Raw genomic sequence first — 26,550 nt, forward strand, 5'->3', positions numbered from 1 at the left:
AAAAATGTGGGTATGATGTAAATACTATGATAATAATGATATCTCATTTAATCTTAATATTTTTATGTCATTGACTATATTAAGTATTTTTATATTATTGCCCATATGTCTCTATAAAATACCATGCTTAAGTAAAAAAATTATCTTTATACATGAACAAAATCTTTCGATAAAACAGCTATGACACATATTCCAGTCTTGTTAAAAGAGATGCTATCACAACTTTCACCACAAAATGGTGGTATATATGTAGATGCCACATTCGGAGCTGGTGGATATAGCAAAGCAATACTGGAGTCAGCTGATTGCAAAGTGTATGCGATTGATAGGGATAAGACTGTTATTAAATTTTATGAAGATTTAAACGTTAAATATCCCAGCAGGATAAAGCTATTTATTGAAAAATTTAGCAATATGAAAAACATATTAGATAATGATAGCCTTGAGTGCCCCGCAGAGCTCTCTCCTACCTCAAAATCCTCTTCCGTTATTTCATCTATGATTCAGAAAAAAAACATATGGATCCCAGTGTCAAACACTGGAATGACACCAAGTAATACTGTAGATGGGGTTGTATTCGACATAGGAGTTTCATCTATGCAACTTGATGACAGAGATAGAGGATTCTCATTTTTACATGATGGTCCGCTTGACATGAGCATGGATAACTCTTCTCATATAAACGCTTCAACATTTGTTAACGCTTTACGCGAAGAAGAAATTGCAAATACTATATATAACTACGGAGGTGAGCGTCATTCCTATAAAATTGCAAGAGCGATAGTAAACGCACGGAAGAAAAAAACTATAAAAACCACATTCGAGCTTGCAAATATTGTGCGTTCTGTAGTGTTTCGTGGAAAAAGCAAAATTGATCCTGCAACTAGAACATTTCAGGCAATCAGAATATGGGTAAATGATGAACTAGAAGAACTTGAAAAGGGCATTAAAGCAGCATCTGAAATTTTAAATAAGAATGGCAAATTAATAGTTGTCACTTTTCATTCCTTGGAAGACCGTATAGTCAAAACTTTTTTTAAAAGTTTATGTGATCCAAGATCTACCGATTGTAAGGCATTCTCTCTTCTAAATAAAAAAATAATCAAAGCAAGCACAGAAGAAGTAAAGACAAATCCACGTTCGCGTTCAGCAAAGCTAAGAGCTATACAGAGGTTATCGTGAGAATTTTCTGTATTATCTCATAGTTATATTTTTTTAGTATTGTAGAGCTGTTTAAGGTAAAATTACACATTCAGTTGTTAAATAAAAAGAGCTAATAGAAACAAGAAGTAAGATTAGTTTGTACAAAGTGACATAAAAGTTCTACAAGTAGAATGGAGTTATTTAAATAATCCGAAAAAACTTGCAAAGTTTATGAAGGGATATTTGAGAGATAACTCTTTAGTATTAGCTAGTCAGGTCAAAAACCTTGCTGCTATAAATGGCCACAGTGTATTAGTACAACTTAAAAACCTAGACTAATGATTTTGTGACTCTCTGCTTAAATGTAGAGCAGATTTGCCAGCACAATCTTGATCTTTTTATACGTTTTACTTCTTTCTCTATATTTGGTTATAGGCTTTAAAATAAACGGTAATCCTAATACCAGTTCTTATTGTTAATAAGTCAAATAAGTGGTATTGCGGAGTGAAAAAGAGAGATAATAAATTTGCACAAAGCGCTCTTAAGCAAGGTAATCGTATTATAGACTTTACTACTAACTCCTCTTTAAAGAATTTTGAATTAATAATTCTAGAAAAACAAGGATAGCCAAACAATACTTAACTAGTTCGCTTTCTTGCTTCTTAGGTACACCTTTACTAAATACATTAACCTTAATACATCCAAGCACTTCAAAAAAGTTTATTATATATTGCGCATCTTCTTTTAGCTTAATATCGTCATCGGGGTAATAAACAACTCCTATTTATCTTTAGCAAATCTTCAGCCATTTTAATATAAAAATTTAAAAAAGCTAAGGTAGCTCTAAAATATGGACTATAATATAACAAAAGTCCTATAGAAAACTCCCTACAATTTCTTTTAGATGGGTTTTAAACTTTTGAAATGTCATAACATTATTGATGCGCCTATCAAGAAATGATAGAGTATGCGCAAAACCTTCTGAGTAGTCATTAATAAAAAAGAGTATTGTGCCTAAGTATATCCCAGCTAATATTGTCCGTTTTGTATAGTAATTAAAATTTGTCGATTGATCGTGAATACTATACCAAATCACATTAACTGTTCCATACAAGAGTTTACTAGAAAAGTATGTATTTTTTGGCAATATAGAAAAGAATAGAATACTTTTTAAAAATTCTCTGTAATTTGGTAATTTAGCATAGTTTGAGAGATGTATTTGAACAGCTAATCTTATTCGCTCCCGCACTTTCATATCTTCCAAATTAGAATTTCGAAGTTCAGCTTCCACTGAAGCATTCAAGTTCTCCACCATACACTCTAAAGCACTATATATCCCATTGCGAAATTTGCAAAAGCTATTGGCTAAATTAAGGTCTGTACACACTTTTAAGAGAGTTTTATCACTTATCCCTTCAAATGGAATAACCCTGATTAGCTCATCTATTATCAACCTTATTTCATCTTGTTCCACAACAACATTGTACTAAACAGCACATGTAATTGTAAATGAATCCCTGAGATTTTCAAACATCCTACAAAATGCTTTACCACGCTCTTCAAAATTTCTCCACTGATCGAAAGAGGCGCATGCAGGAGAAAGTAATATCGTTATCTTTTCTTTGCTCTTTATAGCCTCTTCAAAAGCAAGTCTAAATGCGTTTTCTAAATTGTAACATCTAACATAATCCACTTTGTTTTCCATAGTGCTTGCAAAAACTTCTGTTGATTCCCCAATAAGAAAAGCTTTTCTAATTCTTGTAAAATGCTTACTTAATGACTCTATACCGCCTTCTTTACTTTTTCCACCAACAATCCAATATATGTTTTTATAAGACAAAATTGCCTTTTTGCTTGATTCAGCATTAGTTGCTTTGCTATCGTTTACAAAAAGCACATTTTCTATTTTGCCAAGTAGTTCATTTCTGTGCTTTAACCATGAAAAAGATTTGATTCCGTCGATAATAGTGCTGCTATCTATTTTAAGCAGCTCACACACGGCATATGTAGCTGCTATGTTTTCTGCGTTAAATGTTAAGTTCATTTTCGCTTCACTTGCCGATAAGTTATAATCTTTCAGTTTCAATGAGATCTTCTGGATCCTAGCACCCTTCTTGTTATCTAATAAGAAGTGTATTCCCGAGATTGGAATTTTATTCCCAGTAAACCTGTTGAATATATCAGCGGTAATTTCATTATCACACCCTATCACTGCAACTTCACTACCGCTTATTAGCTTTGATTTAACCGCTATGTAATTTTCCATACTCCCATGTCTGTCTATGTGATCTGGGGTAATGTTGAGCAGTACTGAAATATCTATCTTCATACCAACTATCCTTCTCTTCACTCCGTTCACCCTTTTTGTCACCCCAGATACCTCTTCTATCATCCAAGTAGTACAACACTGAGATCCAGAAAAAAAAGTATGGTCATGCACTGGAATAACAGCAGGCATATTTATTAGCTCTAATTGAAAAGAGGAAAATTCAACTACATAAATTTCTGCATCTTTTTTTAGATCCAAAATAGGAATACCTAAATTTCCACCAATAGCTACTTTTTTCCCCGCAGATTTTAATATATGCCCTATCAATGACGTAGTGGTTGATTTGCCATTCGTTCCTGTGACGCCTATAACCTTCTGGTTTGCAGCTTTAGCTTCTAGAAATAGTTCAATATCAGATTTTATTTTACAGTCAAAATTCCTTGCAAGTTTTACTATCCAGTGCGGCTTCGGATATGAAATTGGCACTCCAGGGCTTAAAATCAACGCTTTTATCTCGCACCAATCGTACTTTCTTGGATGAATAAAATTACACTCTTTATACATTGTTTTCGCATTTGCTAGTTGTTCTTCACTATCATCCCACGCATACACTTTTGCACCACTTTTTATTAGAGTATTAATAACGGATAAACCAGTCTTACCAAGGCCAAAAACTGCAACACTTTGATTTTTGTACTTGCTCAGTTGCATCACTTATTTTAGGAAGATGTCATATAAATTGTTAATAGTCTTAACGTAAAGAGTTTGCAAATACTAATTACTACCTGTAAGATATAGGGAAATTAGTAAGGATCTTAATAGGAAAATAATATGCCATCTGTTACTTTTATTTTACCTAATGGAAGCAAGAAAGGCTATGAAGCTGCAGAAGGGGAAACTCTACTTAATTTAGCTCACAGAAGTGACCCAGATCTGCTTGAAGGTGCATGTGAAGGCTCTCTTGCTTGTTCTACATGTCATGTAATTGTTGATCAAAAATTTTATGATGCTGTAGAAACACACAACCCTATATCTGATGAGGAAAATGATATGTTAGATCTAGCTTTTGGCTTAACAGAAACATCAAGACTTGGGTGCCAAATAAAAATTACAAAAGACATCGATGGTTTATGCGTGACCATACCAAGGAGTACAAGAAATATATCACTGGATAAACAAGGGAGTGATTAGCTATGCGCAGGGTTTTCATCTATACAATAATTTTTTTATTTCTTCTTGTCCTTATAGTTTACAGTGTTTTTTGGTATTTCTCTGCATGGAAGACAAAAAATCTTTTGGCAGAAATAATAACTAACGATGAAAAATTCAATATTTCATATGACTTCAGTGGATTTCCTTTTAGTCTAACTCTCCACATAACAGACCCAAAGCTCTCCAATGGGCAGTTAACTATTTCGTCTGAAGCTTTGCTGGTAAAAAACAGATCATTCGATAAATCGTTATATATCTATATACCAAGCAATGAAGTCAATATTACTACCCATGATGATGAGAAAAAGAATATAAAATGCTATACAAACAATAACAACCATTTTTTTGTCAAACTAAACGACTTACCATCTTCGCTGCGACTTAATAAAAATAGTACTATGATAGACTATGTAAACACGCTCCGTTACGAAGATTATGGATTAAAATGCAATGCTTCAGAAAATCAACAAGGCATTATAACTGAAGCAAACGGTAAAAGCAACTACATTCAATTTCATTTTGACAAAGAACCAAATGGCAACACTAAGCTAGGGTTTGATTTTTATATCTATCGATACAAGAACGTTACAAGTCCTGAACATTACTTTAATGTCGATACTAAATTAGATTATGAATTTACAAATTACATCTCAGCTCCCAGAGTTAATTTCAATATAGAAAGATTTTTAATTCAGAGTGATAACTTTTCTCTTACTGCAGATGGTGGAGTGCAAAATTACAGCTTGGTTACGTCTTCATTCACAAACAAGGTTAATGTAGCCGTATCTAATTATAAAGAATTAGTCTCGCTTTTAGTTGGTGAGAAAAATCACCCAAAAGCTTCAGATGCGTTCGAAAAATTAATATTCTCCCTATCAGAAAGAACAACTGATGACAGCATTCAATTTTCAATAAAATATGATGATAATCTAGGGTCAAGCTTTATTGGAAAGTTATCCACCACTGATTTTATGAACCAACTAAGTAAAGTTACCGAACTAACCAAAAATGAAAGTATTAATTAGCTTGCTTTTTATATTGATATTCTACTCAAGCACAAATGCTTTTACCTTGGATGACAAGCTCAAAGATAAAAGCATGGAAAAGCGAGCAACTAATTTATTTAAAATGATAAAGTGTCCAATATGTTCTGGTGAATCATTATCTGAGTCCGGATCTCAAATTGCATATGATATGCGCAAAATGATTCGTGAAAAAATCAATCATGGATATACTGACGAGCAAATAACTTTAGAGCTAAGAAATTCTTATGGAGATTCAATTATAATCGCTCCACCTGTAAAATTTAGTACTTATATTTTATGGCTTATTCCACTTGTAATTCTGCTAATAGGATGTCTTCTAATACGAAAATATACTTAAGTAGTGCATGTCTCCTCCAAAAGGATAGAAAATTGATCAATTCTTCCCCTCTCACTATTAACGGACTCATAACACAATTAATACCAATTCTCATTGTTAGTGGGTCAAATAAGTGACATTGCAAAGTTGTTTGATTGCGGAGTAAGAAAGAGAGGCAATAAATTTGTATAAAGCGTTCTTAAGCAAAGCAATTATATTGTAGACTTTATTACGTAAAATGTTCTGTTTTATATACAACCAAAGTCCCTCAATAGGATTGAGCTTGGGTGAGGATAGTGGTAGGTATATAATCTCGATACTTTTAGGTACCTTTAAATTTTCTGATTTATGCTAACTAGCACAATACATGATCAAGAAAGGCTTCTCGTGTTCTTAAATATTATAACATTTGTCTAAGCAATATATTCACACAATCAGTATTAAATATTTGGTGTAAATAAGCTAGAACCCTCTCTATTTCCAGAATTAATTGCACTGTAGAGATAAAAATTTGTCTACCTAATTTTACTTCAACCTATGTTTTAATGTCCTTTTCAAACCACCCGTGCTAACTTTCGAATGTGTGTCAATTACGATTCATTATCAAAGATGAATAACCTTTGTTCATGGTACTACCAACAGCCCCATTAAGTTTTTTTAAAACGCCTCCTATTTACCTTTATCTTGTTCATTGTGAATTGGTCTTTCATAATAGACGAAAACTTCATTTTTTGCATACTATGGTGTACTACAGATTTACTGACATTCAAGCTAAGCCTTTCCTGGATTCCTATTCTCATCTTTTTAATAGTAATATTAGAATTTTCTTATATCCGTACTTCAGCTTATTTAAATTGACTCTGATTCAATCTAGCTTTTCTACAACGTTAAGGGGAGTAAACAATTTTTCTCCTCTTCCAAATTTTAGGTGCTTTATTCATGCAACATATTTTTGTTACGGCTGTTATACTGTGCTTTTTTTACAATTTAGCTCTTTGCACATATGCGTTATTTTGCAGTTTCTTCAGCGTTTCTTTTACTGGCTCCACAACTTTTTCATCCAATAATTTTGATTTCAATACCATTTAAATCTCGCCATCTTCCTATTTCAGTAGTTTTTTCTCATTATTGTTTATCCGTTTCTTGTATAGTTGCATTAACACAAGTTAAAATATTTAGTATGGAAAGCTTTGCACTCATTTTACTACTAGCTTTATCTCCACTTTTAGCATTGCCCACAATGCTGGATGCATCAAAGAAAACTACAACTATAAACATTACCTAAACTGGATTATAATTTTGCAGGTGAACTGTACGTTATAAAGAAAAATTATTACAGATAAGATGAGAAATTAAAAATATTAGCGGATAGCGGACAAGAGAATAAAGGAGATAAAAAGGACTACTTTAGGTACTGGCAGTAAAACTAGTGGTTTATAAATTCCTCTAGCTTTACTATCCTTTCAAATTCTTGCTCAGTGAGTAGCTCAAGCTTTACCGCCGCCTCTTTTAGAGCAATATTTTCTTTATAAGCAAGTTTTGCTATTTTTGCTGCATTGTCATATCCTATATGTGTATTCAATATAGTAACCAACATCAACGATTGATTTAGTAGATCTTTTATCCTCTTTTCATTCGCCTTAATACCAATCACACACTTTTCTGTAAAATTTAAACTTGCATCAGCCAAAAGCCTTATAGACTGCAAAACATTATAAATTATCACTGGTTTGAACACATTCAGTTCAAAATGTCCATTTGAACCACTGATAGTTACGGTAACATGATTCCCCATAACTTGAGCGCATACCATAGTCACTGCCTCACACTGAGTTGGATTTATCTTACCTGGCATGATTGAAGAACCAGGCTCATTTTCCGGTAATGTAATTTCTCCAATTCCACACTTTGGACCAGAACCAAGCAATCTTATATCATTTGCAACTTTCATTAAACTGACCGCTACTGTATTAAGTGTTCCACTCAATTCAACTAGAGCATCATTAGCTGCCAATGCTTCAAATTTGTTGTCTGCTGAGGTAAATGGAAGATTGCTAATTTCTGCAACTTCTTTAGCAAAATCCTCAGCAAAACCTTCTTTAGTATTTAATCCCGTACCAACTGCAGTACCACCTTGTGCAAGCTCGTATAGATTGCTCAGAGTTGATTTTATTCTCTCTATTCCCTTTTTAATTTGAGCTGCATAGCCAGAAAATTCCTGCCCTAGTGTTAGAGGTGTTGCATCTTGCAAATGAGTGCGACCTACTTTTATTATATTTTTAAATTCCTGAACCTTACCATCCAATGCTTTGTACAATACCTCAAGATTCGGAATGAGAGAACGATTTACCTGCTTTGCTGCTGCTATGTGCATCGCTGTCGGGAAAGTATCATTCGATGACTGACCATAATTTACATGATCGTTTGGATGTACTGGAGACTTACTACCCAAATTGCCGCCCAAAATCTCTATTGCACGATTACTTATCACTTCATTTATATTCATGTTAGTTTGAGTTCCAGACCCAGTTTGCCATATAACGAGCGGAAATTCGTTATTAAATTTACCATCTATTATTTCCTTTGCAGCCGTACAGATCGCATTTCCTACTTCTTTATCAATAGCACCATGCTTCATGTTTACACGTGCTGCTGCAAGTTTTACCATTGCTAACGCTTTAATTATGGGTTCTGGCATTTTTTCTGTACCAATTTTAAAATTCTCTAAAGAACGTTGTGTTTGCGCTCCCCAATAATGTTCACTTGGTACTTTTACTTCTCCCAAGTTATCCAATTCTATTCTAGTTTTCTTGCCCATGATTTTGCCCTTAATGTCATGAAAGTAGCTGACACTGACATCCAGCTTCACTATGTAATTTTTTCATGTGAATATCCCTATTTCTCATTTAATTAAATCACACTAGACCCCAGTGTCAAGTGTGTGGATATTGTAATATTGATGTTTCATAGTAAATGACGTCATGCCAGTGCATCCTTCTTCTGTTATCTTAGTGTATCCTTCTTACGCCATTCCAGTGTGCGACACTAGAATTTAGTAGACTTACTTACTATTTTCTGAGAAGCCAACGCTACGCAGCAAGATATCAACAGCCATAAATTATTAAGAAACTCAATAAATAGAAAAAAAGGCAAAAGAAACCTTAGTTAGTTTCTCTTTCAGGAGCTTAATGTTAACATCCTATATACTTGGCAAGCAAGCTAATTTTGGAATTACAGATACCCATAACATCATGATTAAAGAGGAATGCAGAAGTCTATCAAGTATTTTTTATAAAAAAATAAGATTAGTTGGATCTTTAACTAACTTTAAAAAAGACAAAAGGAGCCTAGCGATGTGAGTTGCTTGCCATTCTCTCAAAAATTTGGCCTAAGTTTCCCTTCACATTACTTAACAAGCAAGGCTCAGCTAATGTGGATAAAAATTTTTATAAAGAGATAGAGTATCTATATAAGAAAGATTAAATATAATAAGCCTAGCTTAATACTGCGCTTTTGTCACTTAAAACAAAGAAAGACGAATTTTATGCCTGAAACACCCACACTTCTATGGTAAAGAAGTTGGTAAGGTTCGTCAAGTAGTTTTTCCGTGTTATCTAAATAACAGCTGGGTAAAAACTATATAGTTTACAGGAAGCCCACTTTGGGTCTAAGCTAAGCATATTACGTCTAGAATTTGTGTCCAGCACTACACACTTTGAGGAAAGTATTGATTTAGCTCTCGTAGTCACTCAAGTTCAATATTACCTTATTGATATAGCGCTCATTTGCATCTTTTATAATAAACTTTATTCCATTTTTATATTCGATGGTTTCACCTACAGAAGGTACTCTACCAGCAATTGAAAAGATTAGGCCGCCAAGCGTAGCATAATCTTCCTCAGGATCACGCAATTCTATTTCCAAATTTTCTTCTATATCCCTTATAGGAGCCCTTGCTGATACTTCGTATTTATTTTGGGATAATTCAACAATGACGTGCTCAAAAGGCTCATTTCCACTGCTAACACTTGGCATTAATTTCCCCATAAGGTCAGTCATTGAAATTAAACCATCAGTTCCACCATATTCATCCAATACAACAGCTAAGTGTGACCTAGAGGATCTCATTTTAACAAAAAGACTAGTAGTCTTCATTGATGGTGGAACGAATATCACATTTTGTATGATGCTCCTTAAATTAAAATTCTTGTCTTTACTAAAGAAAACATCCTTTATATAAAAAAACCCTATTACGTTATCAAAATTATTCTTATAGATTAATATTTTGGTAAGGCAAGTGCCTTTTACTTTTTTTATTATCTCATGTCTGCTTGACTCGATGTCTACTGCGCATATTTCCGTACGTGGAGTCATTATATCAATTATATTGCAATCGTGGAACTTTAGCAGACCATTAAATATACTAAGATCTGGTATATCTTCCATTAGCGCTTCAGTTGCACACTTCTTTAATATGCGGATTTTCTTAAAAAGAAATAGGAAAGCCCTGTACACTACTTCTTCTATCAGAGTTCTTTTTTTACTCAATTTGCTTCCTGCAACAGCCAAAACATTCTTGGACGAGATTTATCAAGAAAGCTGTTGTTAAATGTTTAATAAGCATGTGAATAATGTCAAACTAATTTGTGAATTACTTGTCGATGCTAAATACTAACAATTGATTAACAGCTTTTTCATCGGCATATACACGAATATGTAACAGCTTACAACAGAAAAACCTTTTCTATAAGAGAAGATTACTAACACTCTAAACATTTCACTTATACACATAAATTATAGCAGAAAATCAATGGTATGTGGAAGTTATTAACATATCTATCCACAGGTTAAGTAACAAAAGTCCTAACTAAATCCCAAGTTAATAACAAGTTGTTGATAAAATTACTACTACTACTATACTCTAACATATAGGTAAAGAAGATAAACTAATTAGACTTAAGGAGTAGTAGAGTGATAGTGTCAAAAACTATAAAAGAGGGAAAACAAGGTAAAAAAACACCCATCTGGCTGATGCGACAGGCTGGTAGATCCCTTCCCGAATACCACAGGGCAGTAAAGGGTATTAGTAATTTTATAGAAATGTGCTACAACACAGACCTAGTAGTAGAATTGACATTACAACCAGTGATAAGATTCGGCATGGACGCAGCAGTAATTTTTTCGGATATTTTAATAGTAGCTGATATTCTGGGTTGCAATGTAGACTTCATACGCGGCGTAGGCCCAATAATAAAACCCATAAAAAATCCTAAAGAACTGAAAAACCCACAGAAGATTGGAACTAAGATCTTACCAATTTTAAATGCTATAAAGAGGGTCAGAGACCAGTTACCAGAGGAAAAGTCACTTATAGGATTTGCTGGGGGGCCATGGACGGTAGCTTCATATATAATAGAGGGAAGAAATAGCAAAACCTTTTCTAAAGTATTAAACCTACATCCTTCAAGTTTGGAGGAGATAATTGAACAGATAACAGAAGTGACAATTTTTTATCTAGTCAAGCAAATAGAATTTGGAGCAGATGTTATTCAATTATTTGACAGCAACGCCGGTGTACTCTCAAGAGAACTATTTGAGAAGTATGTTATCAAGCCAACGAAGAAGATTGTTTCAGCAATAAAAGGCAAGTTTCCTAGTTTTCCGGTAATAGGTTTTCCAAAATCTGCTGGAAGCCTTTACAAAGATTATTGTGAAAAAACAGGTATATCTGCGGTGAGCATAGACTATAACGTTCCAATAGAATGGGCAAAAGAAAACCTAAAAGTTCCTCTGCAAGGGAATCTTAATCCCAGCCTTTTAGCCTACAACAAAACAGAAGCAATTAAAGAAGCAAGGCACATAATAGATTGCTTTGAAGATTTGCCTTTCATATTTAATCTTGGTCATGGAGTGCTCCCTGACACTCCAATTGAAAATATTGCTGCACTAGTGGACCTAGTGAAGAGTCAGTAACAAAATTCTAGCTTTTTTGTTATACGTGGCTTATTATTTAGATTTAGCTCTAGTAAAGTTATGTCAGATCTCGCAGAAAGAATGCTCCTAATAAGGCCATCACCTACAATTGCTGTAGCCGATAAGGCAAGTAGGTTAAAAAACGAAGGAAAAAAAATCTGTGTTTTAGCTGCGGGAGAACCAGATTTTGATACTCCAGACCACATAAAAAAAGCGGCCATTCAAGCGATAGATAAAGGTAAAACCAAGTACACTACTGTAGATGGAACGCGTGAACTTAAAGAGGCAATAATCAGTAAACTAAAGAGGGACAATAACCTTGAGTATGCACTTAGCCAAGTTTGTGTCGGTGCTGGTGCTAAACAGGTACTATTTAACTTATTTATGGCAACGGTTAACCCTGGAGATGAAGTTATAATTCCTGCTCCTTATTGGGTCTCGTATGTTGATATGGTAAACCTTTTTGGTGGCTTTCCAGTTGTAATAGAGTGCGGGCAAGACTTGAAATTAACACCGGAATTATTGGAGAGCAAAGTAACCAAAAGGACTAAGTGGTTAATTCTCAACTCACCAAATAATCCAGCAGGGATCGTATATACATACGGCGAGTTGGAAGGAATAGCGCAAGTATTGCTTGAGTATCCACATGTGAATATTGTTACAGATGACATTTATGAATATATAATATACGATGAAAAGTTTTTTACCATAGCTCAGGTTGAACCTAAGCTTTACGATAGGACTTTTGTGGTCAATGGGGTGTCAAAGGCTTATGCGATGACAGGATGGAGAATAGGTTACATTGCAGGTAGAAGTAATGTAATAAAAGCTATTTCCACATTGCAGTCTCAGAGCACTTCTAACCCAAATTCAATAGCACAGGCAGCAGCAGTTGAGGCATTAAGTGGCGATCATAGCTTCTTGAAGGGAAGGATGAGAGTCTTTAAGAGACGCAGAGATTTTGTAGTAGAAAAGCTAAATTCTGCCCCAGGTTTATCAGCATCCATTCCACAGGGTGCGTTCTATTTGTTTGTTTCATGTAAAGGTTTATTGGGCAAAAGCGCAAAGAGCGGTAAAGTAATAAATAATGACCTTGATTTTACTGAATACTTACTAGAAGATCATCTAGTTGCTATAGTTCCAGGAATTGCATTTGGCCTAAAGGATTTTATTAGGGTTTCTTATGCTACCTCTCAGGAACAACTGGAAATTGGGTGTAACAGCATTATTAAAGCATGTAGAATGTTAAGTTAACTTTTTTGCGTTTTTTCATGTATAATATACTTATATATTAGTAAAGTGAAGTTAATATGTAGCTTGGATACATTTGTTGTTGGCTGGTCTGTTTGAAACAACATGGACCACAACACTAAAATACAGCAATGGTTTTACTTATGTTGCACTTTAATGATAGTCTTAGTCTGTGCTCCTGTAAGTCTTCATTGATTATTAATAGTGATAGAGTCTATTTCCTTTAGCACGTCTTGTGCAATTTGAGCTAGCCATAGGTTCTATAGATACGACTATGATGGAAATAGTATTTTTTAATGACCCAGTAAATCTTAGGCGTTTATTTTCTGCTGTTTTGGTGGCGCTGAGCATTGTAAGCTTAAAGGTGTTTACCAAATGAACAATTGAAAACCAGTGTAATACCAATCCCTACTGTGCAAGAAACAATGGACAATAACGGAAAAAGAAGCCATACTGAAGTAAGCAGAATAGTAAGGTTTAATAGCGTTTGAAATCAAAATTATTGATAAAAAAGCCGTTGAATCAGAAAAAGAAGCGCCGAAGAAAGTGCAAAATAATGCATATGTTGCAAAAAAAACTAGATGCTATAATTGCAGCAAAAAAAGCACAGTATAACAGTCTTAGCAAAAATATGTTTCGCTTTAAGAACAACACTAACTACATGGGTGAAGCTCTAAAACTTTGAAGAGAAGAAAAATTGTTTGCTCCTCCTCAACGTCATAGAAAAACCAGATTGAGCCAGAGTCAATTTAAACAAGTTGAAGTATGGGTATAAGAAAACTAATGCTATACTAATTCCCATTAGTAGTAGGTCAAATAAGTAGTATCGTAGTGGAAAAGAGGGGTAATGAATTTGCGCAAAGTGCTCTCAAGCAAGGCAATTGTATTATAGACTTTATTACGCAAAATGTTCTGTTTTATATATAACCAAAGTTTCTCAATAGGATTGGGCTCAGATGAGTATAGTGGTGAGTATATAATCTCAATATTTTTAGGTACTTTTAAATTTTTTAACTTACGTTAACTAGCACAATCCATGATAAAAAAGGCTTCTCGTGTTCTTAAGTATTGCAACATTTATTCAAGAAATATATTTATATAATCAGTATTGACACATTCCGCGCAAATAAACTAGAACTCTCTCCATTTCTAGGATTAACTGCACTGTACAGATAAAAATTTTGGTCTACCTAATTTTACTTTAGCCTGTATTCTAACACCTTTTTTAAACCCCCAGTATTCAACTTTCAAATATGTGCTGAACTACGATTCACCAAGGATGAATAACTCTTGTTCAGAATACTTACTAGTAGTCTCATTAAGTTTTTTTAAAAACTCTTCCTATCTACTTTTATCTTGTTTATTATAAATTATTCTTGGTGTAGTATACAAAAACTTCATTTTTTGCATATTGCAATGTGCTATGGACTTGCTAACATTCAGGCCAAGTTTTTCCTGGGTTCTTGTTCTTATTTCTCTAATAGTAACATTAGAGTTTTCTTGTATCCATACTTCAACTTGTTTAAGTTAGCTCTGACCCAATCTGGTTTTTTTACGACATTGAGGAAGAGCAAACAGTTTTTTTTCTCTCAAAATTTTAGGGCTTTACCTATGTGGTCAATGCTGTTCTTGAAATACAACATGTTTTTGCTACAGCCGCTATACTGTGTTTTTTCTGCAATTACAGCATTTAGTTTTTTTGTAACATAAGCGTTATTTTGCACTTTATTCAGTGTTTCTTTTACCAATTCTACGGCTCTTCATCCAATAATTTCAATTTTAACTCCATTTAAATTTCGCTATTTTACTTACTTCAGCATGGCTTCTTCCCTATTATTATCCGTTCCTTATACAGTAAGAATTGGTATTAGAACACAGGTTAAAGTAAAATTAGGTAGACAAAATTTTTATCTGTACAGTACAGTTAATCCTGGAAATGGGGAGAGCTCTAGCTTACTTGCACGGAATGTGTCAATACTGATTGTATAAATATATTTCTTGAATAAATGTCACTCTACTTAAGAATACAAGAAGCCTTTCTTAGTGTGAATTGTGCTATTAGCACAAGTCAAAAAATTTAAAGGTACCTAAAGACATTGGAATCGTACACCTGCCATCATACACACTCAAGCTCAATCCTGTTGAGAGACTTTGGCTATATATAAAACAGAACATTTTGCGTAACAAAGTCTATAGTACAATTGCTTTGCTTGGGAGCGCTTTATGTAAACTTATTACCTCTTTTTCTCATTTTACAACTAAACAACTCTGCAATGTCACTTATTTGACCCACTAATAATGAGAATTGATATAAGTTGATTTTTTAAAAGTTGAATTTATAAGCGCTTCTTCGATCAATTTTATAAAAAATTCTTTATTCACTTCTTTATTTGCAAGCTTTGGTAATTAATCGCTAAATCCAGGTCATTAAAATCTATTTTCCCAACTTATTCTGTATAACTTCAAACAACTTTTTTCCCCTGTAAGGATCACGCAATTGCTTTTATTATACGTTGAAACAGTTTCTTCTAGTTTATCTTATCCCAATAAAAGCTCTCTCCTTCTTCAAGCGCCATGTTGAACTCCATCAATTATAAATATGTTTAATTGTACACGTTAGTTACCAATTATACCTTAACTAACATAAAATAATTAATATAATTACCCCTTTCCAAACATAGAATTTGTATTACAATACCTAAATTATGTGAAATCAAGGTACTCTATGAGTGAAAAAAAATTAAAAGCTGCTGTGGTTTTGTCAGGGTGCGGTCATCTTGATGGTGCAGAAGTGAGAGAAGCTGTTTTAAGTCTACTTGTACTTGATCAGCAAGAAGTGAAGGTCAAATGCTTTGCACCTGATATTAATATTACACAGGTTATAAACCATAAAACAACAGAAGCAGTGAAAGATAAAAGAAACGTACTTGTGGAAGCAGCAAGAATTGCAAGGAGCGAAATATGTGACATAAAAGAGGCTAAAGCCGAGGACTTTGATATGTTAGTTGTGCCTGGTGGATATGGAGTTGCAAAAAATTTATCTGACTTAGCTGAAAATAAAGAAGTAGTAACAGTAATACCTGAGTTTGAAAGATTAGTTTCAGAATTTTTTATTACAAAAAAACCAATAGGAGCTATATGTATATCTCCAGCAGTAATTGTTTCTATTTTAGGTAGTAAAATAGGTAAAGAAGAAAGTAAGATTAAGGTTACGATAGGAGATAACAGAGAAAAGCTAATAGAAAAGCTAGGTGGTGAGCACATAAAATGCGACACGGAGTTATCAATAGAGGACGAAGAACATAATGTGTTTTCCTGTTCTGCTTATATGCGTAGAGACGAAAGTACGTATTCTGTATACCAAGGGATAAAGCATATGATTGACAGCATGGTAAAAAAAACTAATAAAAGGAATTAAGTGGCCGTTAGTAATTTATATCTCTTACACAATTAATTGTTGAACTTTGTATTTTGAGATGTACTATAGTTACATACACTTAGAAGGTATATATACTTTTTCAATGAGTAAATGTTGAGGATATTTTATATGTCAAGTGATTTGTGGGGTTTTTTTGCAGAAGTTCCAAGTGAAGGTTATATAGTTGAGAGTTCATGTTGCACGGATAGTGGTTGTAGTAGTTATATAGGAAATATTGACCCAAGCAATATTCAGGAATTTGATCTAGTTTCTCCTGATGGAAGGGTAACAAAGAAATTTAAGACTAATATAATTGACTTTTTTGAACCAAGGGTCCGTTTGAGTATGGATGACAGTGGCAAAAAAATCAATTTAGACATCGCTCCTGAAAATTGTGGTGCAACAAAAGATGGATTTCTTTGTGTTGATGAAAGTGAACAGAATTATAAACTTAAAATTCTAATAAAGAAACTATAACTCTTACATCTCAGGTGTGATATTTAATATAGGTGCTATTTTATTTGTAATGTCCTTAGCTACAGGCGCAGCAATTATTCCTCCGGTGCGATGTATGTCTTGAGGTTTATCAATAACAATTAGTGCTATATATTTTGAATCAATTGTAGTTAACACTTCTATAAATGATGCTGTATTTGCATTCTTGTTGTACTTACCGTTTACAGCTTTTTCTGCTGATCCAGTTTTACCTCCTATATCAAATACACTTTTATGCTTGCTCTCCTACCTGTTCCATCTGTTACTGCTGCACGTAACAATTTTCTTACTTCTTTGGAAGTGCTGCTTGTAATAATCTGCTCTCCTATACTTTTTTTATTTAATATCAAAGTTGAATTATGAAATATCCCATTGTTGATTAATGTGGCTGCAATTTGTACAAGATGTATCGGGGCTACAGCTGTTCCATAACCGCAAGGTGCCGTTATTAAAGTGCTTTCACCCCATTTATCTGGAGTTATTGGTGTAGATTTTTCCGGTATTTCTATTTTCAAAAGAGAAAATAGTTTTATGTTTTTAAGATATTCTACTTGCTTCTTAATGCCTAATTTGGCTGCAATTTTTACTATACTGATGTTGGACGATTTCACGAGTATATCTCGCACAGTAGTTTTTGGAATTTCAGATCTATGAAAGTCTTGAATTTTATACTTTCCAATCGTGATTGGCTTTGATACGTCATACAAATCACTAGTTTTTACAGCGTTTGCATCAAGCACTGCAGCTATTGTAAAAAATTTTAGCACTGATTCATCTCATACTCTCCAAGACTGGTGCAATTAAACTTTTGTACTTCTTTCATTTTATTCTGCAGGTTGGAATTAAAATCAGGCAAGCTGACCATTAAAATGATCTCGCTATTGCCCCATTTAAAGCAAGTCCTACTTCACCAAGTGCTTGATATCCGTTTACAACTTTGGTTAATTCTTCATGTACTACGCTTTGCACTCGTGTATCTAAGGATGGTTAAACATATTCACCAGGTATCATTTGGGTAGCGTGGGACTGGAATCCAGTCTTACTTGTGTATGCCTCAACTCTGGCGATGCCCTTATCATCTATATCAGTAGCCAAACACGTGTGAAAACAAATTATTGTGTAGGTATACATATTTCACATCATCGTAAAAATTTACTCCAGGTACATCAGTATTTTTGACCGCTAGCAACTCTTTTAGAATTAAATGCTGTTTTATCCAAGCAAACTTCTTTTTTGAAACAAGTATTTATATAAATTTTTATACTCAGTCATTTAAAACAGAACACAGTTGTGCTGCTATACTTTTCGATTTTTTACTCTGGTTGGATCTATATATAGTGATGTTGTGGATACGTCTGTTACTATTACCACCCTATTCCTACCTAAAATATTAGGCTGCTTATACACCTTAGTGCCTTTTTCTGAATCCTATACAGCACTAAATTGATCAAACGTTAAAGAGAATATATGAAAAATAATTATTATATAAAATACAAATAATGGTACTATAAAAAACAGTGAACGGAGCTTATTTTTAAGCAATGCTTGCATACTTACTCGATTTAAAAAAATGGAAATCATTTTAGCTGAACCGCGTGGTTTTTGTGCGGGAGTCAAAAGAGCTGTAGACATATTAGCTATCACTTTAGAAAAATACCGAAACAAGCGTAAGGTCTATGTGCTGCACGAAATTGTTCATAATAAATATATAGTAGAGAACTTTAAAAGACAAGGTGTGGTTTTTGTGAATAGCATCTGGGATATTAAGGAAAATGGAGGAATACTGGTCTTCAGTGCACATGGAGTGTCAAAAAGTATAGAAGACGAGGCAAAAAGAAAGGGTATTCAAGTAATTAATGCAACATGCCCTCTAGTTAGCAAAGTACATAAAGAAGCAAAAAGGTATGAAGATAATGGTAAAGAGTTAATTTTAATTGGGCATAAAAACCACCCAGAAGTTAAAGGAATCAGAGGAAGAGTGAATAACCATATAATTTTAGTGCAAACCCTACAGAATGTACACAATTTAAAGGTTAAAGATCCAGATAATTTATCTTATGTTACACAAACTACGTTGAGTATTGACGACACCCGTGAAATTATTACTGCCCTAAAGCTCAAATTCCCAAACATTACAGGCCCAAACTTAAAGGATATATGTTATGCAACGCAAAATAGGCAGAATGCTGTCAAAAAATTAGCTGAAATTGTAGACATAATGCTAATTATAGGGAGTAAAAATAGTTCGAACTCAAATCGCTTACTAGATCTGTGCATTGCCAGAGGAAAAAGAGCTTATTTAATCGATAATTACAGCTGTATGAACAAAAGTTGGTTACAAGGCGTAGAAAAGATAGGAATCACTGCAGGTGCCTCTGCCCCTGACATATTAGTTGATGAATTAATAAATCACTTGAAAACAAACGTAAATACAAGGGTTTCAATCATGCCAGGTGGAGTCACCGAAAATGTTCAGTTTAAGATACCGAATTTAGTTTGAAGTAAATCTTGTTTGCAATCCTGGTTAGGCCTCTGGTAATAGCTACCAAAATAGTAAGCACACACTTATACCAATTCTCATTGTTAGTGAGTCAAATAAGTGAAATTGTAAAGTTGTTTGATTGTGGAGTGAGAAAGAGAGATGATAAATTTGTATGAACCGCTCTCGAGCAAAACAATTGTATTATAGGCTTTATTATACAAGATGTTCTGTTTTATATACAACTAAAGTCTCTCAGTAGGATTGAGCCATGATGAGTATGGTGGAGGTATATAATCTTGATATTTTTAGGTGCCTTTAAATTTTTCGACTTATGCTAACTAACATAATCTATAACAAGAAGACTTCTCGTGTTCTTAGATATTATAACATCTGTTTAAGAAGTATATTCATACAATCAGTATTGACATTCGGTATAATTAAGCTGTAACTCTCTCCATTTCTAGAATTAATGTCAGTTTCTCTGTGCAAGGAGCGGATAGCCAATAAAAGAAGCCTTACTGAAGTAGGTAAAATAGAAGGTTTAAATGGCGTTGAAATCAAAATTATTGGATAAAAAAGTTGTAGAATTAGCAAAAGAAATACTGAAGAAAGTGCAAAATAGCGCTTATGTTGTGCAAAAAAACTAAATGCTGTAATTGCAGCAAAAAACACAGTATAGGGCCGTAGCAAAAATACGTTGTATTTCAAGAACGGCATTGACTACATGTACAAAATTCTAAAATTTTGAAGAGAAGAAAAATTGTTTTCTCCTTCTTAACGTTGTAGAAAAACCAGGTTGAGTTAGAGTTAATTTGAACAAGTTGAAGTGTAGATACGAAAAAACTCTAATATTACTATTAGAGAAATAAGAATAAGAATCTAGGAAAAATTTGGCTGAATGTCAGCAAGTCTATGGTAATATGCAAAAAGTGGAGCTTTCGTATATTACGCAAGACCAATTCACAACGAACAAGATAAAGGCAGATGGGAAGACTTAAAAAAATTTAATGGAACTGCTGGTAAGCACCCTGAACAAGAGCTATTTTTCTTTGATGAATCACGGTTTAGCACACATTCGAAAGTTGGGTGCGGGTAATTTAAAAAGGGCATTAAAATACAGGTTAAAGTAAAATTATGTAGCAAAATTTTTATCTATACAGTGCAGTTAATCCTAGAAATAGAAAGATTTCTAGCTTATTTGCACGGAATAATGTCAACGCTGATTATACGAGTATATTTCTTGAATAAATGTTACAATACTTAAGAACATGAGAAGCCTTTTTTATCATGGATTGTACTAGTGACGTAAGTTGAAAAATTTAAAAGTACCTAAAAATACTGAGATTATATACTCACCACTATACTCATCTGAGTTTAGCCCTATTGAGAGACTTTGATTGTATATAAAACAGAACATCTTGCGTAATGAAATCTATAATATAATTGCTCTGCTTGAGGGTACTTTATGCAAATTTGTTATCTCTCTTTCTCACTCTGCAATTAAACAACTTTGCAACCAGCTTATTTGATTCATTAACAATGAAAATTGGCATTACCAACAGTCTCATTAAGTTTTTTTTAACTTTTCCTGTCTACCTTTATCTTATTCATTGTAAATTGATCTTGGCGCAATATACGAAAACTTCATTTTTACATATTAGGGTGCACTGTAGACTTACTGACATTCAAGCCAAGTTTTTCCTGTGTTCTTATTCTCATTTCTTTAACATAATGTTAGGGTTTTCTTGTACCCATCTTCAACTTGTTCAAATTGACTCTATTTTAATCTAGTTTTTCTACACGTTAAGGGGAAGTAAATAATTTTTCTTCTCTTTCAAATTTTAGATGCTTTATCCATGCAGTTAGTGCTGTTTTTAAAATGCAACATATTTTTACTACAACTGTTATACTGTGCTTTTTGCCACACAGCATTTAGTTTTTTTGTAGCATATGCGTTATTTTGCAGTTTCTTCAGCATTTCTTTTGCTGATTCCACAACTTTTTCATCCAATAATTTTGACTTCAATGTTATTTAGACCTTGCTATTTTACTTACTTCAGTATGGCTTCTCTTCTATTATTGCCTATCCATTCCTTGTATAGTGGAAATTAGTATTAGCTATAAACATAGAACCATCTATAAAGAACCCTATCCTATCTATTATAACATTTGCCGTTTTCATTATATCACCATCTATGATTAACTCTCTTAATTTCTACTCTATAGATACCCTCCCAACTCTTTGGCCGTACCTAATTATAGAGTTGAAAAATGCAAGCTTTCATAAAAGATCAATTGAGGTTTATGAGCTTCACTTATACTATTAACATACTCAGATAAAAAAATTAAAAGTTATCGTGTCAAACAAAATAGGCTTTTTAGCTATTTTTGCCTTAGTAATTAGTAGCCAAATTGGCTCTGGAATTTTCATGATTCCAATTAGTCTTGCACCATATGGTGCTTATAGCCTTGTAAGCTGGGCAATATCAGGGCTCGGTGCTGTATTTCTTGCTTTAGTTTTTGCATTGCTCTGCGCGAAATTTCCAGAAATTGGTGGTCCTCATGTTTACGTGAAGCATGCTTTTAGTCCTACAGCAGCTTTCTTTGTCGGTTGGACGTATTGGGCGAGCTCATGGGTTAGTTCAACAGCTGTAATAGTTGCAAGCATTGGCTACCTAGCTCCGCTTTTTTATAACGATATGCAAAATATACATCTGCTTTTAGAAATAGCATTAACCTTAGTTATTATGCTAATAAACTTAAGAGGTATAACTACCGTTGGATATATTGAACTTCTATTGATGATTATCAAAATTACCGTGCTGTTTGCAGTACCTATAGCAGCACTACTCCTTTTTAATAAAAATAACTTTGTTGTAAGCGAGGAAATATCAAACTTCACAATATCTCAAACTTTTGCTCGTTCTACACTTCTTACTTTATGGTGTTTTATTGGATTTGAAACAGTGACAGCATCTGCGGGGTCAGTTGAAAATCCAAGCAAAACAATTCCAAAAGCTATAGTGTTTGGCACAGTTTTTGTTGCTATCATATACTTCGTCAATAGCCTTGCGATTATGGGATTGATTAATAGCAATCACTTAGCTAACTCGAAAGCACCGTACGCTGATGTAATAAAAATAATTTTACCTGGTAATTGGCACTTAATCATTTCCATTATTGCTTTCGTCGTCTCCGTAAGTAGTTTAAACGCTTGGTTTTTAGCTGATGGGCAAGTTGCTTTAGGCCTTGCAAAAGATAAGTTAATGCCGCAATTTCTTGCTAAAAGAAACAAGTATGATGCCCCCTTTTGTGGAATCATAATCAACACATTGGGAATATTAGCTTTACTCACTTTAACATCGAGCAAAAATTTTGCCAAGCAAATAACTTCAATAATTGATGCCTCTGTAGTTTCATTTTTATTTGTCTACTTAACATGCTGTCTTGCTTTCCTCAAAGTCATTATACAGGAAAAAAATTACTACAAATTTCTAATTGGAGGCGTGGCTGTACTTTTTTGTTGTTGGATAATATATGAGACTCCTGTTAACACATTGTTAATATCGAGCCTATTCCCTTTAAGTGGCACACTCGCCTATCTACTTTGGTACCGCAAGTCTACAAAGCAATCTCCCTAAGAACTTAGCTCAAAAAGATGGTTTTTTATTTATTAAAATTCTTAGGAATCAGGTTATACTACTGGCTTACACTAATAAAATTGAGAAATGTTGTGTCAAATAAAATAGGTTTTTTTCCTGTTTTTGCTTTAGTAATCAGTAGTCAAATTGGCTCTGGGATTTTTATGCTGCCGATTAGCCTTGCACCATACGGCACTTATAGCCTCATAAGTTGGGCGATATCAGGGTTTGGTGCTGTGTGTCTTGCTCTAGTCTTTGCTACACTATGTGCAAAGTTTCCAGAGACTGGAGGCCCTCACGTTTATGTAAAACATGCTTTTGGCCCTACCACAGCCTTTTTTGTTGGTTGGACATATTGGGTAATCTCATGGGTTAGCACAACAGCTTTAATAGTTGTAGGTGTTGGCTATCTTACACCATTTCTCCATGAAAATATCAAGAACGTACGTTTGCCTTTAGAATTGTTATTATTTGTAGTTGTTACATTAATAAACTTAAGAGGAGTAACTGCCGCTGGACGTGTTGAATTTCTATTGACGGTTGTAAAAATAGCCGTATTACTTGCACTACCTGTAGTAGCATTGTTTTTTTTCAATAGAAACAATTTCATTGTAGGTGAAGAAATTTCAGGTCTTACAATGTCACAGACTCTTGCCCGTTCTACACTCCTAACTTTATGGTGTTTCATTGGAGTTGAACTAGCGACAGCATCTGCAGGATCAGTTGACAATCCAGCAAAAACTATACCGAGAGCTGTAGTACTTGGAACAATCTGTGTTGCTATCATATATTTTATCAACAACTTTGCAATCATGGGATTAATAAACGGTAATGACCTGGCAAACTCGAAAGCACCATACGTTAATGCGGTAAGAATTATGTTTTCTGGCAATTGGTATTTGATTATTTCTATAGTTGCATTCGTTTTCTGTATTGGCAGTTTAAACGCCTGGGTCTTGTCTAGCGGACAAGTTGCTTTTGGTCTTGCAAAAGATAAACTGATGCCGCAACTCTTTGCTAAAAGGAACGAACATGGATCCCCTTTTTGGGGGATAACAGCTAGCTCAGCTGGAACTGCAATTTTACTAATTCTCACTTCAAATAACAATTTCGCTCAACAGATTACATCGATTATCGACTTTTCTGTAGTTTCATTTTTATTTGTCTACCTTGCATGCAGTCTTGCTTTTCTAAAGGTTGTTATAAAGGAGAAAAATTATTACAAGCTTTTAACTGGTAGTATAGCAACAGCCTTCTGTTGCTGGGTGATACTTGAAACTCCTTTAAACACCTTATTAATTGCAAGCTTATTTACCATGAGTGGTGTGCCTCTTTATTTATTTTGGTACCGCAGGGCTTCCGCACAATAAATATTATGCCAGATGCTCTTGAAATGGTCTATATTTATGGACTACGGCTTTTTTTATCATCCACTTGTTCAATGTTACTCTTCTTAAGCTTGCTGCTTATTTCTTCTGTATGTTTATCATCTATACGAGACCCATCTTTTATCTTACTAGAGCGACCTGTTTGCAGTTGTAGTTTATTATATGTTTCTTTCTCAGGTATGAAAATTTTTGCTAAAAATCTTCCTATCGCTAGTATTGATTCTAATAAACCTCTTGGTTTTGAAGATTGTTGTTCCGTTTCTAGAAAGCGTGTTTTAACTGTTTTTACAGCATACTTCTTATCATCAAAGTTTATATCACATCTTCTTTTTGAGAGAATATTTTGAACCTTTGACTCATTGATTCTCTTAGGTTCTTGAGATGTGAATGTTGCAGGTTCTACCTTAGTTTCATCATACTTTTCGCTCATCTCTCACTTTATTATGTAATATTATTAATATTGCATAATGATAACTAAATTATAGTTAATTGCAAGGTAAAAATATTAAAATAATTGTAAGTTTTGTGGTAAAAATATAATATAACTTTGAAGTGAGAATTTTAATCTATATGGGACACAAAATTGCTATTGTTGGAGTAACCGGGAGAGTAGGACACGAGGTACTGAATGTACTTGCTGAGTTTCAAGACGAGGGAAAAATTTCGATAGATTCTGTTATTGGATTTGCATCAAAAAAATCAAGGGGGAAAAAGGTGAGTTTTGGTAACGAAGAATTAACTGTTTCATGCCTTGAAAGCTATGATTTTTCTAATATTGATATAGCCATCTTCTGTGCTGGATACCATGTTTCAGAAAAGTACGTGCCAATTGCAACTGAAGCGGGATGCATCGTAATAGATAACAGCTCTTATTTTAGGATGAAGGAAGGTGTACCACTAATCATTCCAGAGATTAATAAAGAAAAAACCATGGAGTACAAAAACCACAACATAATATCCAACCCAAACTGTACTATAATACAGATGTTGTTAGTGCTACATTTATTACACCAAAAAGCAAAAATAAAGAGAATTGTTGCTTCAACTTATCAATCAACTTCTGGTGCAGGCAAAGCAGCAATGGATGAACTCTATAATCAGACAAAAAAAATCTTCATGAATGAAGCTAAAAAGCCTGAAATATTCCCCAAGCAAATAGCATTCAATTGCATTCCTCATATAGGAGAGTTTATGAAAGATGGCTCTACTAAAGAGGAATGGAAAATGCAAGAAGAAACAAAAAAGATTTTAGAGGCAGATATAAAAGTTACTGCAACTTGTGTAAGGGTACCCGTTTTTATTGGTCATGCTATAGCAGTAAATGTAGAATTTTATCAGCACATAACTGAAGGACAAGCTCATGAAATGCTAAGTGAAGTTGAAGATACTGGAATTTTAGTGTATGATAGGCGAAGAGATGGCGAATATACAACCCAAATTGATGTTGTACAGGAGGACGCAGTTTATGTATCCCGTATTAGAAAAGACAATACTGTTGAACATGGATTAAATATGTGGATAGTGGCTGATAATCTGCGTAAAGGTGCGGCACTAAATATAGTACAAATTTTGGAGATCTTGACGAAGGAGCATTTGTCAATTAAACGCATACAGAGTGCACGTAAGCTGTAGTTTGAAGGAAGTTTGCATACCAAGTGGGTGTCGTTAAATGGCCTGTAGAAACGAGAAAAACACTTGATAAATTTTGCCAAACTTCTTGATGGTTCTAAAGTTATCCAGTTGTCTTTAATCTATGCAGATTAAATGACGAAGTATTATGTAGTTGGCTTCTTATATTTAATTTTTTGCACTATGTGCACTTATGTCTTTACACGTTGGTTTTGCCTATATGGGCTGAAACGTGCTTATAAAGCGTTTAAGGCGGTATAGTGTGCCAATTTGTAGGGTTAGAGAGT

Annotated in this window: 25 protein-coding genes and 4 pseudogenes; 17 read left to right on the top strand and 12 right to left on the bottom strand. The window is 33.9% G+C overall.

Translation table 11 applies throughout. The features are described from left to right. The first annotated feature begins 180 nt into the window (after positions 1-180). Positions 181-1,182, top strand: coding sequence for a 16S rRNA (cytosine(1402)-N(4))-methyltransferase RsmH (gene rsmH, locus GO684_RS01400; protein ID WP_175938273.1), 1,002 nt, complete (start codon positions 181-183; stop codon positions 1,180-1,182). 465 nt (positions 1,183-1,647) lie between these two features. After that, positions 1,648-1,770: a hypothetical protein gene (locus GO684_RS05505; RefSeq protein ID WP_255419638.1), complete on the top strand. Its 123-nt coding sequence runs from the start codon at positions 1,648-1,650 to the stop codon at positions 1,768-1,770. Positions 1,771-2,017: 247 nt separating this feature from the next. Here GO684_RS05505 and GO684_RS01405 read toward each other — a convergent pair whose 3' ends face one another. Together GO684_RS01405 and murD are read right to left on the bottom strand one after the other, a co-directional pair. After that, positions 2,018-2,617: a COQ9 family protein gene (locus GO684_RS01405; RefSeq protein ID WP_175938274.1), complete on the bottom strand. Its 600-nt coding sequence runs from the start codon at positions 2,615-2,617 to the stop codon at positions 2,018-2,020. Between the two features lie 12 nt (positions 2,618-2,629). Next, entirely contained in the window at positions 2,630-4,123 is a 1,494-nt protein-coding gene (gene murD / locus GO684_RS01410) for a UDP-N-acetylmuramoyl-L-alanine--D-glutamate ligase (RefSeq protein ID WP_175938336.1), read from the bottom strand. A gap of 120 nt (positions 4,124-4,243) precedes the next feature. On the opposite strand from murD, the gene GO684_RS01415 reads away from it, so the two are divergent. Genes GO684_RS01415 through GO684_RS01425 form a run of 3 tightly spaced genes read left to right on the top strand, consistent with a single transcriptional unit; the run spans position 4,244 to position 6,007 of the window. Continuing rightward, a complete protein-coding gene (locus tag GO684_RS01415; protein WP_175938276.1) occupies positions 4,244-4,603 on the top strand; it encodes a ferredoxin family 2Fe-2S iron-sulfur cluster binding protein in 360 nt (119 codons plus the stop codon). 2 nt (positions 4,604-4,605) lie between these two features. Then, positions 4,606-5,649, top strand: a complete 1,044-nt coding sequence (locus GO684_RS01420; RefSeq protein ID WP_175938278.1) for a hypothetical protein — start codon at positions 4,606-4,608, stop codon at positions 5,647-5,649. Next, positions 5,633-6,007 carry a cytochrome c-type biogenesis protein gene (locus GO684_RS01425; RefSeq protein ID WP_175938280.1) on the top strand — a complete coding sequence of 125 codons (375 nt, stop codon included), beginning with the start codon at positions 5,633-5,635 and terminating at the stop codon, positions 6,005-6,007. The genes GO684_RS01420 and GO684_RS01425 overlap by 17 nt, the downstream gene beginning before the upstream one ends. A 96-nt stretch (positions 6,008-6,103) precedes the next feature. Here the strand turns inward: GO684_RS01425 and GO684_RS01430 are convergent. The 4 genes and pseudogenes from GO684_RS01430 to GO684_RS01445 form a co-directional block, all read right to left on the bottom strand. Then, positions 6,104-7,071 (bottom strand): annotated as a pseudogene (locus tag GO684_RS01430) (IS630 family transposase). Between the two features lie 40 nt (positions 7,072-7,111). Next, on the bottom strand, positions 7,112-7,264 hold the full coding sequence (locus tag GO684_RS01435) for a hypothetical protein (protein ID WP_175938282.1): 153 nt from the start codon (positions 7,262-7,264) through the stop codon (positions 7,112-7,114). A 148-nt stretch (positions 7,265-7,412) separates the two neighbouring features. Continuing rightward, positions 7,413-8,804: a class II fumarate hydratase gene (gene fumC, locus GO684_RS01440; RefSeq protein ID WP_175938284.1), complete on the bottom strand. Its 1,392-nt coding sequence runs from the start codon at positions 8,802-8,804 to the stop codon at positions 7,413-7,415. A 914-nt stretch (positions 8,805-9,718) separates the two neighbouring features. Continuing rightward, positions 9,719-10,534, bottom strand: a complete 816-nt coding sequence (locus GO684_RS01445; protein ID WP_175938286.1) for a transporter associated domain-containing protein — start codon at positions 10,532-10,534, stop codon at positions 9,719-9,721. A gap of 429 nt (positions 10,535-10,963) precedes the next feature. Here GO684_RS01445 and hemE point away from each other — a divergent pair, with 429 nt between their 5' ends. The 3 genes from hemE to GO684_RS05135 all read left to right on the top strand — a co-directional run bounded on the left by hemE (position 10,964) and on the right by GO684_RS05135 (position 13,367). After that, complete coding sequence (hemE, locus tag GO684_RS01450) at positions 10,964-11,959, top strand: uroporphyrinogen decarboxylase (RefSeq protein ID WP_175938288.1); 996 nt, start codon at positions 10,964-10,966, stop codon at positions 11,957-11,959. Between the two features lie 60 nt (positions 11,960-12,019). Beyond that, positions 12,020-13,213: a pyridoxal phosphate-dependent aminotransferase gene (locus tag GO684_RS01455; protein ID WP_175938290.1), complete on the top strand. Its 1,194-nt coding sequence runs from the start codon at positions 12,020-12,022 to the stop codon at positions 13,211-13,213. 73 nt (positions 13,214-13,286) lie between these two features. Beyond that, positions 13,287-13,367 carry a hypothetical protein gene (locus GO684_RS05135; RefSeq protein ID WP_255419640.1) on the top strand — a complete coding sequence of 27 codons (81 nt, stop codon included), beginning with the start codon at positions 13,287-13,289 and terminating at the stop codon, positions 13,365-13,367. Between the two features lie 41 nt (positions 13,368-13,408). Here GO684_RS05135 and GO684_RS05140 read toward each other — a convergent pair whose 3' ends face one another. Further along, complete coding sequence (locus GO684_RS05140; RefSeq protein WP_246228190.1) at positions 13,409-13,561, bottom strand: hypothetical protein; 153 nt, start codon at positions 13,559-13,561, stop codon at positions 13,409-13,411. Between the two features lie 211 nt (positions 13,562-13,772). Between GO684_RS05140 and GO684_RS05510 the strand changes: the two genes are divergently transcribed. Continuing rightward, on the top strand, positions 13,773-13,895 hold the full coding sequence (locus GO684_RS05510) for a hypothetical protein (RefSeq protein WP_255419639.1): 123 nt from the start codon (positions 13,773-13,775) through the stop codon (positions 13,893-13,895). 116 nt (positions 13,896-14,011) lie between these two features. Here GO684_RS05510 and GO684_RS05955 read toward each other — a convergent pair. Continuing rightward, positions 14,012-14,999: pseudogene (locus GO684_RS05955) on the bottom strand (IS630 family transposase). A 74-nt stretch (positions 15,000-15,073) separates the two neighbouring features. Here GO684_RS05955 and GO684_RS05960 point away from each other — a divergent pair. The 3 genes and pseudogenes from GO684_RS05960 to GO684_RS01485 form a co-directional block, all read left to right on the top strand. Next, positions 15,074-15,506 (top strand): annotated as a pseudogene (locus GO684_RS05960) (transposase); the annotation flags it as partial. 429 nt (positions 15,507-15,935) lie between these two features. Beyond that, complete coding sequence (elbB, locus tag GO684_RS01480) at positions 15,936-16,628, top strand: isoprenoid biosynthesis glyoxalase ElbB (RefSeq protein ID WP_175938296.1); 693 nt, start codon at positions 15,936-15,938, stop codon at positions 16,626-16,628. Between the two features lie 111 nt (positions 16,629-16,739). Next, positions 16,740-17,105, top strand: coding sequence for a hypothetical protein (locus GO684_RS01485; RefSeq protein WP_246228191.1), 366 nt, complete (start codon positions 16,740-16,742; stop codon positions 17,103-17,105). A gap of 3 nt (positions 17,106-17,108) precedes the next feature. Here GO684_RS01485 and GO684_RS05515 read toward each other — a convergent pair whose 3' ends face one another. Both GO684_RS05515 and GO684_RS05145 read right to left on the bottom strand, forming a co-directional pair. Next, positions 17,109-17,342: a penicillin-binding transpeptidase domain-containing protein gene (locus GO684_RS05515; protein WP_369408517.1), complete on the bottom strand. Its 234-nt coding sequence runs from the start codon at positions 17,340-17,342 to the stop codon at positions 17,109-17,111. Then, complete coding sequence (locus GO684_RS05145; protein ID WP_369408516.1) at positions 17,339-17,890, bottom strand: penicillin-binding transpeptidase domain-containing protein; 552 nt, start codon at positions 17,888-17,890, stop codon at positions 17,339-17,341. The genes GO684_RS05515 and GO684_RS05145 overlap by 4 nt, the downstream gene beginning before the upstream one ends. An 803-nt stretch (positions 17,891-18,693) precedes the next feature. Between GO684_RS05145 and ispH the strand changes: the two genes are divergently transcribed. Both ispH and GO684_RS01500 read left to right on the top strand, forming a co-directional pair. Next, the gene (ispH, locus tag GO684_RS01495; protein ID WP_175938298.1) at positions 18,694-19,623 is read left to right on the top strand and encodes a 4-hydroxy-3-methylbut-2-enyl diphosphate reductase; all 930 of its coding nucleotides are present in this window, start codon (positions 18,694-18,696) and stop codon (positions 19,621-19,623) included. Between the two features lie 527 nt (positions 19,624-20,150). Then, positions 20,151-21,134, top strand: a pseudogene (locus GO684_RS01500) (transposase). 305 nt (positions 21,135-21,439) lie between these two features. Here the strand turns inward: GO684_RS01500 and GO684_RS01505 are convergent. Continuing rightward, entirely contained in the window at positions 21,440-21,631 is a 192-nt protein-coding gene (locus GO684_RS01505) for a hypothetical protein (protein WP_175938300.1), read from the bottom strand. Between the two features lie 331 nt (positions 21,632-21,962). Between GO684_RS01505 and GO684_RS01510 the strand changes: the two genes are divergently transcribed. Continuing rightward, complete coding sequence (locus GO684_RS01510) at positions 21,963-23,246, top strand: APC family permease (protein WP_175938301.1); 1,284 nt, start codon at positions 21,963-21,965, stop codon at positions 23,244-23,246. Between the two features lie 92 nt (positions 23,247-23,338). Continuing rightward, positions 23,339-24,616 (top strand): APC family permease, encoded by a 1,278-nt coding sequence (locus tag GO684_RS01515; protein ID WP_175938303.1) that lies wholly within the window; start codon positions 23,339-23,341, stop codon positions 24,614-24,616. A 34-nt stretch (positions 24,617-24,650) separates the two neighbouring features. On the opposite strand, the gene GO684_RS01520 is transcribed toward GO684_RS01515, so the two are convergent. Continuing rightward, positions 24,651-25,064: a hypothetical protein gene (locus tag GO684_RS01520; RefSeq protein ID WP_175938305.1), complete on the bottom strand. Its 414-nt coding sequence runs from the start codon at positions 25,062-25,064 to the stop codon at positions 24,651-24,653. A gap of 140 nt (positions 25,065-25,204) precedes the next feature. On the opposite strand from GO684_RS01520, the gene GO684_RS01525 reads away from it, so the two are divergent. Beyond that, on the top strand, positions 25,205-26,266 hold the full coding sequence (locus tag GO684_RS01525) for an aspartate-semialdehyde dehydrogenase (protein WP_175938307.1): 1,062 nt from the start codon (positions 25,205-25,207) through the stop codon (positions 26,264-26,266). The last annotated feature ends 284 nt before the right edge of the window (positions 26,267-26,550 follow it).

This window comes from Wolbachia endosymbiont of Litomosoides brasiliensis, from assembly GCF_013366805.1.
In the GTDB taxonomy this organism is placed as follows: Bacteria; Pseudomonadota; Alphaproteobacteria; order Rickettsiales; family Anaplasmataceae; genus Wolbachia.

What these genes read in the sequence shown, in the direction of transcription:
- rsmH (WP_175938273.1), top strand. Translation starts at nt 181, where the DNA reads ATGACACATATTCCAGTCTTGTTAAAAGAGATGCTATCACAACTTTCA.
- murD (WP_175938336.1), bottom strand. Translation starts at nt 4,123, where the DNA reads ATGCAACTGAGCAAGTACAAAAATCAAAGTGTTGCAGTTTTTGGCCTT.
- GO684_RS01415 (WP_175938276.1), top strand. Translation starts at nt 4,244, where the DNA reads ATGCCATCTGTTACTTTTATTTTACCTAATGGAAGCAAGAAAGGCTAT.
- GO684_RS01420 (WP_175938278.1), top strand. Translation starts at nt 4,606, where the DNA reads ATGCGCAGGGTTTTCATCTATACAATAATTTTTTTATTTCTTCTTGTC.
- GO684_RS01425 (WP_175938280.1), top strand. Translation starts at nt 5,633, where the DNA reads ATGAAAGTATTAATTAGCTTGCTTTTTATATTGATATTCTACTCAAGC.
- GO684_RS01435 (WP_175938282.1), bottom strand. Translation starts at nt 7,264, where the DNA reads ATGTTTATAGTTGTAGTTTTCTTTGATGCATCCAGCATTGTGGGCAAT.
- fumC (WP_175938284.1), bottom strand. Translation starts at nt 8,804, where the DNA reads ATGGGCAAGAAAACTAGAATAGAATTGGATAACTTGGGAGAAGTAAAA.
- GO684_RS01455 (WP_175938290.1), top strand. Translation starts at nt 12,020, where the DNA reads ATGTCAGATCTCGCAGAAAGAATGCTCCTAATAAGGCCATCACCTACA.
- GO684_RS05140 (WP_246228190.1), bottom strand. Translation starts at nt 13,561, where the DNA reads ATGCTCAGCGCCACCAAAACAGCAGAAAATAAACGCCTAAGATTTACT.
- GO684_RS05510 (WP_255419639.1), top strand. Translation starts at nt 13,773, where the DNA reads ATGTTGCAAAAAAAACTAGATGCTATAATTGCAGCAAAAAAAGCACAG.
- elbB (WP_175938296.1), top strand. Translation starts at nt 15,936, where the DNA reads ATGAGTGAAAAAAAATTAAAAGCTGCTGTGGTTTTGTCAGGGTGCGGT.
- GO684_RS01485 (WP_246228191.1), top strand. Translation starts at nt 16,740, where the DNA reads ATGTTGAGGATATTTTATATGTCAAGTGATTTGTGGGGTTTTTTTGCA.
- ispH (WP_175938298.1), top strand. Translation starts at nt 18,694, where the DNA reads ATGGAAATCATTTTAGCTGAACCGCGTGGTTTTTGTGCGGGAGTCAAA.
- GO684_RS01520 (WP_175938305.1), bottom strand. Translation starts at nt 25,064, where the DNA reads ATGAGCGAAAAGTATGATGAAACTAAGGTAGAACCTGCAACATTCACA.
- GO684_RS01525 (WP_175938307.1), top strand. Translation starts at nt 25,205, where the DNA reads ATGGGACACAAAATTGCTATTGTTGGAGTAACCGGGAGAGTAGGACAC.